The following is a 15,438-nucleotide window of genomic DNA, read 5'->3' on the forward strand; positions in this document are numbered from 1 at the left end:
TTTGTCTTGTAAATTTATTCAACAACCCTATTCTAACTATATAATGAAAAATTATCTACAAAGTGTTTATGAAGATGGTATGAAAATCCAACTATCTAAAGTCAACAAATATTTATTAGTTTTACTGATTACTGTCTCAGCATTTCTCATATCTGGGCAAGTATCCAGTTCAAGCAATATCGAGAATGATTTTCAAGATTTACAAGAAAAATTACCATTATTGAAAGATCAGGATTTGTTATTTTTAGATCCAGCTTCAGCTTTAAATTATGGTGATAGGGCAGGTAAAAAAGTGTTAATGGTTATAGTTCACCATACTGAAACATCAACACTAAAAGGTACAAAAGATACGCTGAATGCTAGAGGATTGTCAGTTCATTTTATTGTCGATAGGGATGGCAGCATCACCTTAATGGTTCCATTAGAGAAAGAAGCATGGCATGCTGGTATTAGTTATGCAAGAGTTAAGGTAGATAGTAAGCTTGAAGAGTTACGGAAGCTTAACAACTATTCTGTAGGTATTGAAATTGTAAACACAGGACTTGAGCCTTTTCCGGAAGAGCAAATGAGATCTGTTAAAGAGCTGATTTTATACCTTATGGAGCGTTTTAAAATTAAAAGGGATATGATATTTAGTCATTCTGAAATAGGAACTATAGTGTATGATCCAGAGCTTGGCTATACAATGCGTAAACCAGATCCACACAAATTGTTTGATTGGGAGTTATTAGAGAAAAATGAAATTGGATTGCACATAAGTGACAGAATAAACCCTAAAGATGCTAAACACAAAATGGGCAAAACATTGTATAAAGCAGGTGATAGAAATGAAGGTATTTTGAAATTAAAACAAAGGCTGAACAGATTTTTCTATAAGATAGAACCTTGGAATGATAAGAAAGGTAATGTAATTTTTCCTGATAATAATGCTGATTACTCAGATGAGTTTGATGAGAATTTTGTATGGGTTATTTATCAGTTTTCAATACATAATTTACCAAGAGAAATTAGAAAAGATCTACCTCTTAAACTAGAACAAGCAGATATATTTCCTGAATTCTTTAGTGAATATAGTCATGGCATTTCTTCTAGTTATCTAACCTTTAGTGAAAAAATTAAATCGACTCTACAACCATGTTTAAGCAAAGTAGATTATGAGAATTTATTATCTTCTCTTGCACAATATGAGAATAACATTTCTCCTGATGCATCTACCACTTTAATGTACAAAATTAAGTTATACTATGATTCTTATTTAAGATATCGCATATGGTCTTCACTCTATAAACCATTTAAGCTTAATGTATTGGAAGAGTTAGAGATTTTAAAGAGTGGAGTGTTATCTTTAAAATCACTAGATAGCTCTAAAGCTGCAGAAGTTTCCAGTTTAATTGATAGCTTTAAAGTAGATATTTCTTTAGAATTTCAGGGTTTTGAAAAACAGTGGTTTCAGGAGTTTAAGAATGCTTGGAGACAAGAATTTATACCTTCCCTGGAAGAACAGATAACATGGACTGCACTACATGAAGCAATATTGGAGTATTTAGAAAAAGCAAAGGAAGAAATTCGTTAAACGAAAACTTTTTTTAAGATCACTTTTTTAACAATTTATCACGTGCCGCATTTAGCTTTTGCGCAAAATATTCCGAGCCTCCCTTATCTGGGTGAACTAATTTCATTAAATTTTGATATGCTTTATTGATTTCATTTTGACTTGCCTCAGGATTCAGCCCCAGTATCTTTAATGCTTCATCCTTGGACATGTTATCACCAGTGTAATTTTCAGTATAACTTCTACTGCTACTAAATTCGTTCAAAAACTTACTCAATATAGAGTTCATCATGAAACTTATGTTATTTTTTTTTGTCAGGAAAAGAAAAAATACAACAACGCTAGGCAAGACAAATGTAACTACTATGAATATCAAAAAAAGGAAAAAGATGAATGACATGTATATTTTTTTATCATTTTATGATTAAATAGTAACAATTATAATCGTCATGGTAAATAACATGTTCATTCAGATTGAAGAAACACCTAATCCAAACACACTGAAATTTCTCCCTGGATTTGCAATTCTAAACGAAGGAGAAACGGCTGATTTTTCAAATGCAAATGAGATAAAAAATTCTAAACTAGCAGCAAATCTTTTTCAAATAGAACATGTGGTAAGAGTGTTTTTTGGTCATGATTTTATTTCAGTAACAAAATTGGGTGGAATTAATTGGGATACATTAAAAGTAGAAATTTTAACTACAATCATGGATCACTTTACTTCAGGTGGAAAAGCACTAGATAAAGAAGGAGTAAATGATAATAATATACCGGATGAAGAATTTTTTGATAAAAATGATATAGAAATTGTAAATAGAATAAAAGAATTAATGGAAAGTTATATCAAACCTGCAGTTGCTCAAGATGGTGGCGATATCAAATTTCGTGGCTATAAAGACGGGATAGTTTATGTTGAGTTACAAGGAGCTTGCTCTGGATGCCCAAGTGCTGCAATTACTTTAAAGCAAGGAGTGCAAAATATGCTGAGCTACCACATACCAGAGATTGCAGGTATAGAGACCACACTATGACTAATCAAACGGTTAGAGGAACAAAAGATCTCCTGTTTGATGAATGGTACAAGTTTAAACACATAGAGCAAACAGCAAGCAGAATCTCAAATCTATATGGCTTTTTGCCTGCTCAAACTCCGATATTTGAATACACGGAGGTTTTTACAAAAACCTTAGGTGATAGCTCAGATATCATCACTAAAGAGATGTATAGCTTCAATGATAAAGGGGGAAAGAGCATAACTTTACGTCCTGAGTTCACTGCAGCGATTGTCAGGCTACTCATTGAAAAAAAACTGCAAACACCGATAAAATTATTCTCAACAGGACCTGCATTTCGCTATGAAAGACCGCAAAAGGGAAGACAAAGGCAATTTCATCAGATAAATTTTGAGGTTTTTGGCATAGAAGATCCAAAAGCTGATATTGAATTGATATCACTCGCTCAGCACTTACTAACTGAATTTGGCATCAATAAAAATGTAAAGCTGGAAATCAACTCTTTAGGTGATGGTGAAACAATAACTAAATATAGAGAAGCTTTGATCTTATACTTTACAAAGTATCAAAATGATCTATCAGAAGATAGCAAAAATAGGTTGATCAAAAACCCACTCAGAATACTGGATTCCAAGGACGAGAAAGATAAATCAATAATTTCTGATGCGCCCAAAATCAGCAATTATTATACGAAAGAGTCCTCAGATTTCTTTGAACAAATACTAAATGGATTAACAATTCTTGATATACCTTATACCGTAAACAATAAACTAGTTCGAGGTTTGGATTATTATTGCCACACAGTGTTTGAGTTTGTTACAGAGGATTTAGGTGCACAAGGGGCAGTTTTTGCCGGTGGAAGATACGATAATTTAGTATCTTCAGTAGGTGGAAAACACACTCCAGCAATAGGATTTGCAGGGGGTATTGAGCGCATAATGGAGTTAATCAATTATTCTCCGAAAGAAGAGCGACCTATTTACCTAATTCCAATCGGTAGAGAGGTTGAAGAATATACCCTAACACTTGCGAATGAATTGCGCAGAAATGGTTTATATGTAATCTATGAATATAGCGGAACGCTCAGAACCCGAATGAAAAAAGCAAATCAAGCAAATGCTAAAGCTGCTTTAATCTTTGGCGATGAAGAATTGAGTAGTAAAACTTTAAAGATTAAAAACATGGATACAGGTGAAGAAAAAATAATTGCTCGCGATAACACAATAGAAAATATCTATTAGGAGCAATGCAAATGTTTTTCTCAGTCAGCTATAGAAGAAAATTCGTCTGCACAAGAATTTTTCATAGTATTCAATGTATCATAATCTGTAAAATCTAATTTTACCGGTGTAATAGTAATAAATCCTTCTTTTATTTTATTTATACTACCACTGCCTGAGTGCTCTCGAGACCAATTTAAGCTAAAAGAGCCATTCGAATTTTCAGTAAAAGTTAAATCCCCATCAATGTTATATTCACCTTGTTCAGCAAATTCTACTCCTTTTACTTTTTCCGTAGCAGGAAAATTTACACTCATCACTATGTTTTTAGGCCAACCAACCTTAACTAGCTTGGCAATAACCTTTGGTGCAAAAACCTTTGTATTGTGCCAGTCTATTTTATCATGATAAACTTGGCTTAGCGCAATAGAAGGTATAGACCTTGCAGCACCTTCCATTACAGCACCAATTGTTCCTGAATAACAAATATCGTCCCCGACATTTGATCCAATATTTACTCCGGACAATATTAAGTCTGGTTTTTTATTCATAACTTTATTTAGCGCAATAATGACACAATCTGCAGGAGTACCAGACACACTAAATTCCCTTTCACTATGTTGTTTTATTCCAATAGATTGTTTCACTGGATAATCAAGAGATCTTGCAGCTCCGCTTCTATCAGTATCTGGTGCCACTATCCATATTTCTGACGCAAAATTCCGTGCAACCTCTTTGAGTAATTTTATTCCTTCACTTCCAAAACCATCATCGTTTGTTATTAATATTATCATATACAATGTTCAGCTATACAGCTCCAAATTATGTAAACCACTGGCTGTAAATAAACTCATGAGGCTTTAAGTTTCTTTGCATAACTACGAACTGTAACAAAGAACCTGCTGTAAATCAATAGATTTCTTGCACAGGCCATAACTGTCATTACAATAGAAACGAAAAAACTTACTTGACAAACTCCGCCAGCCCCCTTATCATAAAACTGAAGCTATTGTATTTGCTTTCGCCAATCTGCAGATTAAAAGGTAAGGATTACTTAATGTATCGGCGTCTTATGTTTAATTTTTTGCAGTACATAGATACTGTATGTCTTTACAAAACTTCATCTACATCTAGATTTTTATCTAAATAAGCTGAACGCGCTTATAAAGCGTTACAAGACATCAAAAAATGCCAATACTCGACAGAGATAGTAAAAGACTAGCTAACTCGGGGATTCTTTGTCTTTTTTTCTGCTTAGTAAACTTCTTAAACATTTGCAGCGTAAGTTAGTTGCAATTAAAAGCAGCTTAATCTTGCTTGTCAAGCGTTTAAAACATAAAAAACGCCAATATTTTAAAGCGGATAATAACCCCAGGGCTTCTTTTGCCTTTTTTTTCATTTGGTAAATTTCTTAACGTTTGTAGCTAAACGACAACCGTCATCCCGCTACGTGTTAGCGGCTAAGAGATACCGCGGCGGTATGACGGTTTGCGGCGGCATGACCTCGTCATTCCCCTACGTGTTAGCGGGATCTAGAGATACCGTGACGGTATGACGGTTCGCGCGGTGGCATGACCTCGTCATCCCGCTACGTGTTAGCGGGATCTATGCTTTGAGATACCGCGAATGAATCGCGGTATGACGGTGTAGATGATGGTTAAGTATCCCGCTACGTGTTAGCGGCTAAGAGATACCGCGGCGGTATGACGGTTTGCGCGGTGGCATGACCTCGTCATCCCGCTACGTGTTAGCGGGATCTATGCTTTGAGATACCGCGAATGAATCGCGGTATAACGGTGTAGATGATGGTTAAGTATCCCGCTGCTTGTTAGCGGGATCTAGAGATACCGCGAATGAATCGCGGTATGACGGTTCGCGGCGGTATGACGGTTTGCAGTGGCATGACGATAAGCTCGTCATCCCGCTGCTTGTTAGCGGGATCTCTTGTTAGCGGATGAGATACCGCGAATGAATCGCGGGATGACGTGTTGAAACAATCCGATAAGGTAAGCCTCGTCATCCAGCTACGTGTTAGCGGGATCTAGAGATACCGCGGCGGTATGACGTGTTGCTTGGGTCAGCTATAGTATTTCTTAAAATTAATAATAAATTTCTTGGCTAGCAAGAAGCTGTAAATTTTTTTGCGAGACCTAAGCCGCTTTTGATATAGCTAAAGGTTTACTGATGATTTGTCTCATTCCACTACCTGCTGACTTACTTTCTGCTTAGCATATCCATCAAATCAGATTCTTTGAGTTTACTATGGTCAACTTTACTGAACTTATTTACCATAGAGCTCATTTGATTATACTGCTTAATTAGAAGATTAATGTCAGTTAAAGTTGTTCCGGACCCCTTAGAAATTCTAAGTCTTCTTTTGCCATTTAAAATATCTGGATTTTGCCTTTCTTTTTCAGTCATTGAGTTTATGATGGCTATATATTTTTTCACTTTATTGTCATCTGGCACACTGCTACTTAGCTTTTTTGTAAATGAACTAGGAATGAATTTCATTATGTTGCTAATGCCATCCATTTTACTCAGAGTTTTTAACATTCCCACTAGGTCGTTTAGGTCGAATTTACCTTTTTTCACTTTCTTTTGTAACTTATCAATTTCTTCCTGACCAACAATCTCAGCAGCTTTTTCAACCAATGAGACAACATCACCCATGCTAAGTATTCTTTTTGCAATTCTATCTGGATAAAAATCATCGAGGTCACTTAATTTTTCACCACAAGCAATAAATTTAATTGGACAATCGGCGATCATTTTCATAGAAAGAGCAGCACCACCACGTGCATCACCATCAACACGGGTAAGAATAATGCCGGTTACACCTATTACCTCATTGAATGATTTGGCAATGTTGACCGCATCCTGGCCTATCATTGCGTCGGCTACTAAAATAACTTCTGCAGGTGAAGCTATTTCCTTTACGGCTTTCAACTCATTCATCATATTATTGTCAATATGAAGCCTGCCTGCAGTGTCTAGTATTAATACATCATAATTATCGTTCTTTGCTGCTGCCAGTGCCCTTTTTGTAATTGTAATGGGCTTCTCATCTATTACTACAGGTAAAGTTTGCACATCTATTTGTTTACCTAGCACTTCAAGTTGTTTCTGGGCAGCAGGCCTATAAATGTCTAAAGAGGCAAGCATCACTTTTTTCTTTTGCTTTTTTAGTTTTAAAGCAAGCTTTCCTGAGGTAGTTGTTTTACCTGCACCTTGTAAGCCCACCATCATAATCACAGCAGGGGGTTTAACTGCTAGATTTAAGTCACTTTTCTCTGATCCGAGAACTGCAACTAAATTATCCTGTACAATTTTAATTATCATTTGTGCTGGAGAAACACTTTTTATGACTTTTTCCCCAATCACTTTATCTTTAATGTCGTTGATGAATTTTTTTGCAACTTCAAGTGAAACGTCAGCTTCAATTAAGGCTATGCGTATTTCACGCATGGCAAGATTAAAATCATCTTCAGAAATGATTGACTTTCCTCTCAGTTTACTAAATACAGAATTTAAACTTTCAGTTAACGATTTAAACATAATAGCATTAGTAGAATACTCATTAAAAAGAGAGAAGAAGCTGAAACAAAACTCACTGAGTTATAACCCAGCACTTCTTTAAGTTTAGTAATATTATTAAAGTATAAACCAGTAAGTGGATTAGTCAAGTTTTGCACTACGCTGGCAAACATTTCTCTAGTTTTAGAGACTAACTGATTGAACAACAAGACAATATAGGATATGAAAGTTCTAAAAATCCAATCAACATCCATTTTAAAATTTACTCTCGGGTAAAATAACTTGCGTAAAGGAATAAACAATAAAGTGGTACATAGTAACAAATTAAATTGCGACAAAATATTTTTTGTGTTGTACACAAAATCGAAAATCGAAGGTTTATTGTAAATAGGTAAGTAAGGATTGCCAGCGATTACGCATATAAATGCTAAAATAATCATAGTCATTTTGCCTCCTCTCTCTGCTAAAGGTTTTGACTTACTTTTTGCAATAAATAAGTAATAAAGAAACTTTAGCCCCACGCTTAAATGAAGCAGCAAATTTAGAAGCTTATATAAATTTTTATACCCTTTTAAGGCAACAGTGTTCATTTCAATTTCAGCTGTGATATATGATTTACTGATAAATCCAACGGTTCCAGGAAATGCAGCCATTGTAAGTATTGCGATTATAGCACACATGCCTTCCACTGACATCAGTTTACCCACTCCATTAAAACTAATTGTTTTTGTTTGTGAAATAATCGAATTACTGACCACAAACAATAATGATTGATAAACAAGAGAGAAGATTATATGCAGTATCAAAATTGGTATTGCTTTTTCCGAAGGACTGAGCAAACTTCCTGCAATAATCAGCAAGCCCATTTGTCCTACAACGTTATAGCATAAAAATCTGCGAATATTTTGCTCAAGAGAAGCAAATATAATGCTGTAAATTGCAGTGATGGCGCCTACAAGCGCTAATATTTCAGTACAATCTTGCCATAGGTTATAAGTGTGTAAAAGCATCACTAAAAAAGAGACTTTAGTGGTAAATAAAGAGAGATATGTGGTGCCATGTAGCGATGCAGCAGGATATGCATCAACAACCCAAAATGAAAAAGGAAAACAAGCGCAGTTTATCAATAAACCCAAAATTATCAGGTTAGTGCTTTGAAGTGCCAATCCTGCTATTAATATAACTCCAACGAAAAAGTGTACACAAGCGTACCTTATTGCAGGTCCACTATCTCTACAGCTAGCTGCGATAATAAAAAATGCACTGATGGTCATTAATTCACAGAATATTATAACCAATATCATATGTTCAGATAAAACTGCATAAAGTGAACTAATAGTGTAAGCAGCAAAAGATAGCATCTCTGAAAAAGTCAAATTTTGTGCTGGTAGAACAGCTAAAAATGCAACTGATAAAAAAGATATTAGTATGGTACGAAAAGATAAATCAAAATCTAGAATTGGGAGAGACCAATTTACTGCAATGCTCAAATTTTCAGGTAATTTTAGGACTATAACTATTAATACAGTCAGTAGAAGTAACAGTGACGATTTATAAAGTTGCACAATAATTAAAACCAATATGGTTTATGCTATCTCAATATATGAATAAAATCAATTTGCATATTAACCACTAATTAAACTAATTATCATATAATTATATCAGAGTTTAGAGGGTTATAGAGAAACCGGTCAGATTAGGTTTTTAATCTAATCTGACCGATAGCTTTAATAGTGAGGTAAGCTTTAATATAGCACTCCTAATTCATAACGCTACACTCGTGCATAATTTATTTTTAATTTGTGCACGAGCGTTAGTAAATTATTTACTTTTTGAAATAAAATTTGGCATCACTTTAATATTGAGACTTAGTAAACCTCAGTAGGTCTGCCAGTTGGGCCCATAAGAATTATTTGCTCGCCTTCTCTTAAGTGTCTGCATAAATTAGTGGAGCCGCCGATTTCCAGCACAATAGTGGAAATAATTCCTTTTTTTTTGTCTACTTCAGTGCCAGTCACAGCTATACCTTCCATAGCAAGGTTAGTTTTTCTGCTATTGGTTTCAAAATTTTGCAACCTAAAAAATTGTCCAGGTTTAAAATTCTTTGCCGCAAGAGGTGCTTTAATCACTATTTCTATCACTTTATCTGTTAAATATTGAACTTTTATGACTTTTGCAGTGAATTGCTCTTTGATTCTATTAAATAATTCTTTATTAGCCAGGTCTTCAACACTTGACCACGCATTTTTTTTCTGGCCCACAACATCACACACTGGAATGACAGAAACGAAGCTATTAACTCCACTCAAAAGCTGAGAAATAATAGGGTAGCCGTTCTTAGCACTTGCCATAGCTTTCACGACGCTGCCGCTATACGAAGGATGAAGGTCACCAAAAAAGCTAATTGTTTTATTGCCTTGCTTGTATACTAATATTCTGTCTTTATTTTGCATTTTAGGAGAAAATATTGGGTCTATTTCTTTTCCCAATGAATTCAATTGAGTAAAATACCCATTACTTAATTTAAAATGCTTTTCATCTTCTGTTGCAATAACCGTATTTGGCTCAGTACCTGCTGCTATAAAAATAGAACGTGCTTTTATACGTTTGATTTCGCCGGATTTTGTGTCTATCAGTTTTATTGATTCAGCATGGTTATATTTATCCGTCACAACTTCAACTGGCTCTAAGTTTTCAATAAAGTAAATTCCTTCTGACAGTGCATTTTGCACCTCTTCGCTATTTAATCGATAACTTGGTGAATCTTTTAGCTCTTTTCTATATATAACTTTCACTCCCCCGAGGCTCTGCATCAACTCTAATATTTTTATTTCTCTATTCTCTTTTTTTGCTAACTCTTGCTCTGCTTGGATCAACTTTGCGTGCGATATGAGCTCATTTGCAATTTTGTGTTCTTCTTCTGTCCAATCTTTTTCAACACAGTCCTTTCCATACTTATCAACTAATATCTCATAACGAAGAAGAAATTTTTCTACTTGAATTGAATAATACGCTAAAGCTTCAGTGGCAGTGTCAATCGCAGTAAGCCCCGCACCTATGACAACTATCGGCATACGAACTTGCAGATTTGCTATAGAATCAAATTTAAGAGCACCAGTCAGTTGTAACGACATAAGAAAGTCAGATGCCATACGCACTCCACGAGCTAGTATATTCTTTATTTTGATCATTCGTGGCTTGCCAGAGCCAAGTGCTAGGGCAATGTGATCAAAACCCAAGTTGAACGCGTCATCAACATTAATCGTGCCACCAAAACGAATGCCTCCATAAAGTGCGAAATTCTCACGTCTTTCCAGCAGTAATCTAATAATCTTTAAGTAATTCTTATCCCACCGAGAAGTAATACCATATTCTGCCACTCCACCAAATCCTCCTGCCACGCGTTCACTCAATTTTTCGTGTTTGAAATCTTTAATTAGCTGGAAATTATCGATCAAAGGTTCAATCTTTAGTCCATCAATGGCGATAACGTTATGCCCATCATTCAACAAATGATGAGCTAAATTAAAACCAGCAGGACCAAGGCCTACAACTAGAACATTTTTTCCAGTGTTTCCTCTTGGCAATGGACGCTGAAAATTTAAAGGATTCCAACGGCTGAGCAGAGAATATATTTCAAATCCGTACGGTAAACTGAGCACATCATCCAGAATCCTTGTTTCAATTGCTGGCACATTTACGGGTTCTTGTTTTTGATATATGCACGAATTCATGCAGTCATTGCATATTCTGTGTCCAGTAGCTGCACATAACGGGTTATCTATCATCACAATTGCAAGACTTGCTATGCTGTACCCTTCGCTTTTCACCAGATTCATTTCTGATATTTTCTGTTCTAGTGGGCAGCCATGCAGCTCAACTCTAAGTGGAGACTTTTTGAAAGTGTTGTCATCATTGATTAGCCCCTTTGAGCAGCTGTCCTTACTTTGCTTATGACAAAATATGCAGTAGTGAGCATTATCTAGTGCTTTATTCAAACTCACCTTTTTGCTTGTTAGATCAAAACCATATCGTCTTTTTACTTCATTTGAATACAGCACTTCAACTTTGTCTACTTCTTTTTTAGAAAATAGTATGAGGTTTTCGTGGTCGATTTTTTTATGAATACTGAATAATATACTCTGTTTATTTTTTACTCTCCACACTGCATATTGTGCCGCAAGTTCTATTTCCTCTTTGTGATTTTCTTTATCTTCAAACCAATGCATCACCTGCTCAGCGAAATTTTTTTCTGTTGTTGGCAAAGTGAGAAAATGACTTAGTTTGTTAGTAATATCTATATTCGCCACATTAGTGTATTTCTTCAATGCATAGCGTTGGACAAATAACCTTTTGCATTTATATATTACAGCAAAGTCGTTGTGCTTTTTCTTTAGCTCTTCTATTCCTTTTTCAATATTGAAAAGTTTTGCAATAAATCCATCAAGTAAGTACGAAAGGTCTATTATTAACTGACTATCTGTCATCCAAGTAGCTGACCGTCCTTCTTGTTTTCTAGATCCCAGTGTCAAGCACTGGGATGACGGAGGGTGACACTGGGATGATGGGAGGTGACACTGGGATGACATCGAAGAAGAAGCTGCTTTTTCTCTTGCTTCAATTAATGAACAAAACAAGCTCTCATCACATGATTTAATATAATTCAAAAATGTCTCATCTAATTTTGTTAATCCATCACGAGTATATAGATTCGAAAATGAGATTTTGAAATTCAGCTTCATTGCTATACTATACAGTGTACATGCTGTTTCTTACAGATGAAGATTTTATTTATTTTGCAGTACTGCTGAGATTGTTGCTTCTGCAACTTTTTCTTCGCTAACAGATGCAATACACCTAAATTTGTGTACACCTAAACACACACTTTGAATGTTAGCTTGAAGAATCAATGTGTCCCCTGGAGTAACTGGCTTTCTGAATTTTGCATTTTCAATGGATCTCAAGTAAACAACTTTATTTTCTATTGTTTCTTTACCAAGAACACATATGGCAGATGCCTGAGCTAGAGATTCAATTATCAAGACTCCGGGCATTATTGGATGACCAGGGAAATGGCCAATAAAAAATGGCTCATTGAAAGTCATATTTTTGATTGCTTTTATACTTTTACCAGGATCACACTCTATAACCCTATCAACCAAGAGGAACGGATAAGAATGTGGCAATATTTTTATAATATCACTGATATTAAATTGCATAATCCTACTCAATGCTTTGTAAAGCAAATTCAGGTATTTCCTTGTTTATATTGTTCAATACCACATCTGATAAATCAACTTCATCCATGGAGTATAAAACTTGGTTCTTTTTTGAAATAAATAGTACCAAATCTATGTTGTTTTTTTCTGCCGTTTTTTTAGCGACTTCTTTTATCTTGTTAAAAACACTCTCTACTGCGTCTCTATAGCTTTCTTCTAAATGTAACATTTTTTTAGCGTAATTATCTCTAGTATTTACAGTGTGCTTATTAAATTGTCCTGTCTTTTCCTTTTTTGCTTCTTCTGACAAAAGGTCAAATTCTTCTTTTGATGGCTTAAGTTTTTCTAACTCATTTTCAAATTCTTGTTGTAATCTAGAATTCTGCTCCTTTATTTGTTGTTGTATATTTTGCAGAGCAAGAGATTCATTGATGACTTTGTCACTATCGATAATTGCAGCCTTTGTGTTCTGAGGTTGATATCCTACAAACTTATACCCCACAAATAAGGAAATAATTAAGGCAATAACTGATATAAATAACTGTATATATTTCATTCAAATCCCCGCTTCAATAGAAAATTTAACATTTGGTGATGGTATTATATCATAAGATTCCTTTACTAAAGGAAACCCGAAATCCAATCTAAGTCTACCAAAAAGAGAAAGCATTGAAAAGCCAAAACCTGGTGACACTCTCACAAGCTTGCTATCGTAGTATTTCCCTTCATACTTCTTATTTTTATCATCTAAGCCAAAAAGTGTTGCATAGTCAACAAATAGTGAGCCTTTGATACCAGCATAGTCATATAGTTTTGGTAGAGGAAAATCCACTTGCTGTGTTAGATTAAAATAAGTTTTGCCTCCTAATGAGCTTTTATTTTTGTCTTCTGCTCTTGGTCCAATACCGGAAAGGTCAAACCCTCTAATCTCATTACCCCCTTTAAAAAAGTGCTGGCCAATGTTTAGATTTTCATCAGTATAAGAAAAAATATGACCTGCCGCCATCTTAAAGCGTAGCGTTATATCATCGTCAATTTTGCTTAATATAGGGTGCGTATAAAAAGATAAGAATTCAGATTTTAGGAAATTCACGTTTCCTCCCAATCCTGAAATATCCTGACTTAAGCGCAGTAAATACCCTTCTTTTGGAGCATATAGATTATCCAGTTTATTATATGCCAACGTGTATCCCACTGATGAAATCTGATGTTTACCTTTTCGGTCCAGTATTATTTCAGAGATATCGGTGTCTTGTCCACCCTTATTATCCATGTGTATATGATTATACTTATAAGAATAGCGAAGGGAATTAGTTAAGTTCTCTGTGACTTTATATGATAACTTTGTAAAAAATCCCATATCGCAACTATCAAAAGTAGTGTTTGGTTTATCTTGTTTTTCATAAAATACACCCATGCCTAGTGACGTATCAGAATCGTTAAAATTATTTTCAACAAACTCTAAATCAGTAGAAAATACGTATTGACTTTTTTCAAGAGCAAAAGAGAGCTCTTTTCCAGTACCAAATAAATTACGGTCTTTGAGGTCAATTTTAATCAATGCTCCACCAGGAAGAGACACACCTCCTCCCAAATACAACGAAGTAGTGTTTTTTTCTTTAACACTTAAGTCAAGATTTACTGCATTATCATTAACTGCATAACTATTTACTTTCACTGTTTCAAAAAAATCACTACTCATTAGTTTTTTACGTGACTTTTGAATCTCAGATATATTGTACGCATCACCTTCTGCTACACTTAGCTTACTTCTGATCACTTTATCTAAAGTGCGATCGTTACCATCAATTGTAATTTGATTTATATAAATCTTTTTACCCGGCAGCACTCTGTAGGTTACATCTACAACATTGTCACGTTGTGCATACTCTGGATTAACTTTTGCAAATATATATCCTTTCTCATTTAAATATTTGTTTATTTTTTCTACTGTATTATTAATTTTAACTCTATTAAATATCTTATCGTTTTCCTCTGTTATAAAATCCAATATTTCTTCTTTTAGGCTCAAATCCTGAATTTCAGTTTCAATATTAACCTCATTATTTCCAAATAAATACTGCTGTCCTTCGTCAATCAAAAAAGTTAACTCTGTTTGATTGTTATTATCAACCTCAACAATTGGTTGAATATTATTTTGAATATATCCTTTAGATGAATAAAAATGATCGAGCAATTCTGTGTTAATCAATAGATATTGCGGTGAATAATGATTTCCGCCTTTAAAAATAGCTCTAAATAACTTACTAAATATGTCATTACTATGTCTTTTGATAACTTGCTCTAGCTCATTTTCAGAAAAGTTTTTATTGCCTATAAATCTTATATCCTTAATTTTAGAGGTTTTGCCTTCTTTTATTTTAAAAATTAGATTGACCCTATTGCCATCAAGCTTATTCAGGTCATATTCAATTTTAACACCAATCTTACCGTTATTTCTATAAGTAGTGACTAAATTCACTAAATCGTTTTGCAATTTTGTTTCAGTTAAAATAGTTAGCGACTTTGATTGAATCACATTACTTAGCAGCTCTTTGCTGTTAAATAACTTATTGCCTTTTAACACTACCTTGTTAATCAGTGGATTTTCTTGAATTTTTATTACTAAATTTTTTTTATCATCTATGTAAGCATTAACACTAGCAAATAACTTTGTTTTATATAGATCTTTTATAATTGAGTCTATATCATCGTCGTTTATATAATCACCAGATTTTAGTTTTATATAGAACCCTATTGTCTGGTTGCTTACCCTCTCATTACCAATACATTTGACATCTTTCACCTGCACTTTTTCCGCAGTTCCTAAAGCAACAAGCAGGGCAGGAAAAGAAATAAAAACCACTACCAGTATATAAAATAGCTTTTTCATA

At 34.5% G+C, this 15,438-nt stretch carries 12 protein-coding genes; 3 read left to right on the forward strand and 9 right to left on the reverse strand.

The features are described from left to right. Window positions 1-43: 43 nt before the first annotated feature. Entirely contained in the window at window positions 44-1,573 is a 1,530-nt protein-coding gene (locus ABWU72_RS01890; protein ID WP_223823148.1) for an N-acetylmuramoyl-L-alanine amidase, read from the forward strand. A 19-nt stretch (window positions 1,574-1,592) separates the two neighbouring features. Here the strand turns inward: ABWU72_RS01890 and ABWU72_RS01895 are convergent, their stop codons facing one another. Beyond that, window positions 1,593-1,841, reverse strand: coding sequence for a J domain-containing protein (locus tag ABWU72_RS01895; protein ID WP_022626406.1), 249 nt, complete (start codon window positions 1,839-1,841; stop codon window positions 1,593-1,595). Window positions 1,842-2,013: 172 nt separating this feature from the next. On the opposite strand from ABWU72_RS01895, the gene ABWU72_RS01900 reads away from it, so the two are divergent. Both ABWU72_RS01900 and hisS read left to right on the forward strand, forming a co-directional pair. Then, entirely contained in the window at window positions 2,014-2,586 is a 573-nt protein-coding gene (locus ABWU72_RS01900; protein ID WP_155969464.1) for a NifU family protein, read from the forward strand. Then, window positions 2,583-3,809 carry a histidine--tRNA ligase gene (hisS, locus tag ABWU72_RS01905; RefSeq protein ID WP_155969466.1) on the forward strand — a complete coding sequence of 409 codons (1,227 nt, stop codon included), beginning with the start codon at window positions 2,583-2,585 and terminating at the stop codon, window positions 3,807-3,809. Before ABWU72_RS01900 ends, hisS begins: the two co-directional genes overlap by 4 nt. Before the next feature lie 20 nt (window positions 3,810-3,829). Here the strand turns inward: hisS and surE are convergent, their stop codons facing one another. The 8 genes from surE to bamA all read right to left on the reverse strand — a co-directional run bounded on the left by surE (window position 3,830) and on the right by bamA (window position 15,437). Next, a complete protein-coding gene (gene surE, locus ABWU72_RS01910) occupies window positions 3,830-4,582 on the reverse strand; it encodes a 5'/3'-nucleotidase SurE (protein WP_010081939.1) in 753 nt (250 codons plus the stop codon). A 428-nt stretch (window positions 4,583-5,010) separates the two neighbouring features. Beyond that, window positions 5,011-5,187, reverse strand: coding sequence for a hypothetical protein (locus tag ABWU72_RS01915; protein ID WP_155968924.1), 177 nt, complete (start codon window positions 5,185-5,187; stop codon window positions 5,011-5,013). An 815-nt stretch (window positions 5,188-6,002) separates the two neighbouring features. Then, window positions 6,003-7,346 carry a signal recognition particle protein gene (gene ffh, locus ABWU72_RS01920; RefSeq protein ID WP_353283828.1) on the reverse strand — a complete coding sequence of 448 codons (1,344 nt, stop codon included), beginning with the start codon at window positions 7,344-7,346 and terminating at the stop codon, window positions 6,003-6,005. After that, a complete protein-coding gene (locus ABWU72_RS01925) occupies window positions 7,331-8,890 on the reverse strand; it encodes a proton-conducting transporter membrane subunit (RefSeq protein WP_155969468.1) in 1,560 nt (519 codons plus the stop codon). The genes ffh and ABWU72_RS01925 overlap by 16 nt, the downstream gene beginning before the upstream one ends. 303 nt (window positions 8,891-9,193) lie before the next feature. Beyond that, entirely contained in the window at window positions 9,194-12,067 is a 2,874-nt protein-coding gene (locus ABWU72_RS01930) for an FAD-dependent oxidoreductase (protein WP_353283829.1), read from the reverse strand. A 45-nt stretch (window positions 12,068-12,112) separates the two neighbouring features. Continuing rightward, window positions 12,113-12,544, reverse strand: coding sequence for a 3-hydroxyacyl-ACP dehydratase FabZ (fabZ, locus tag ABWU72_RS01935; RefSeq protein WP_155969472.1), 432 nt, complete (start codon window positions 12,542-12,544; stop codon window positions 12,113-12,115). A 4-nt stretch (window positions 12,545-12,548) separates the two neighbouring features. After that, window positions 12,549-13,100, reverse strand: coding sequence for an OmpH family outer membrane protein (locus ABWU72_RS01940; RefSeq protein ID WP_155969474.1), 552 nt, complete (start codon window positions 13,098-13,100; stop codon window positions 12,549-12,551). Further along, window positions 13,101-15,437, reverse strand: coding sequence for an outer membrane protein assembly factor BamA (gene bamA, locus ABWU72_RS01945; RefSeq protein ID WP_155969476.1), 2,337 nt, complete (start codon window positions 15,435-15,437; stop codon window positions 13,101-13,103). Window position 15,438: the final 1 nt, after the last annotated feature.

It is taken from the genome of Wolbachia endosymbiont (group A) of Lypha dubia, assembly GCF_964028575.1.
GTDB lineage: Bacteria > Pseudomonadota > Alphaproteobacteria > Rickettsiales > Anaplasmataceae > Wolbachia > Wolbachia pipientis.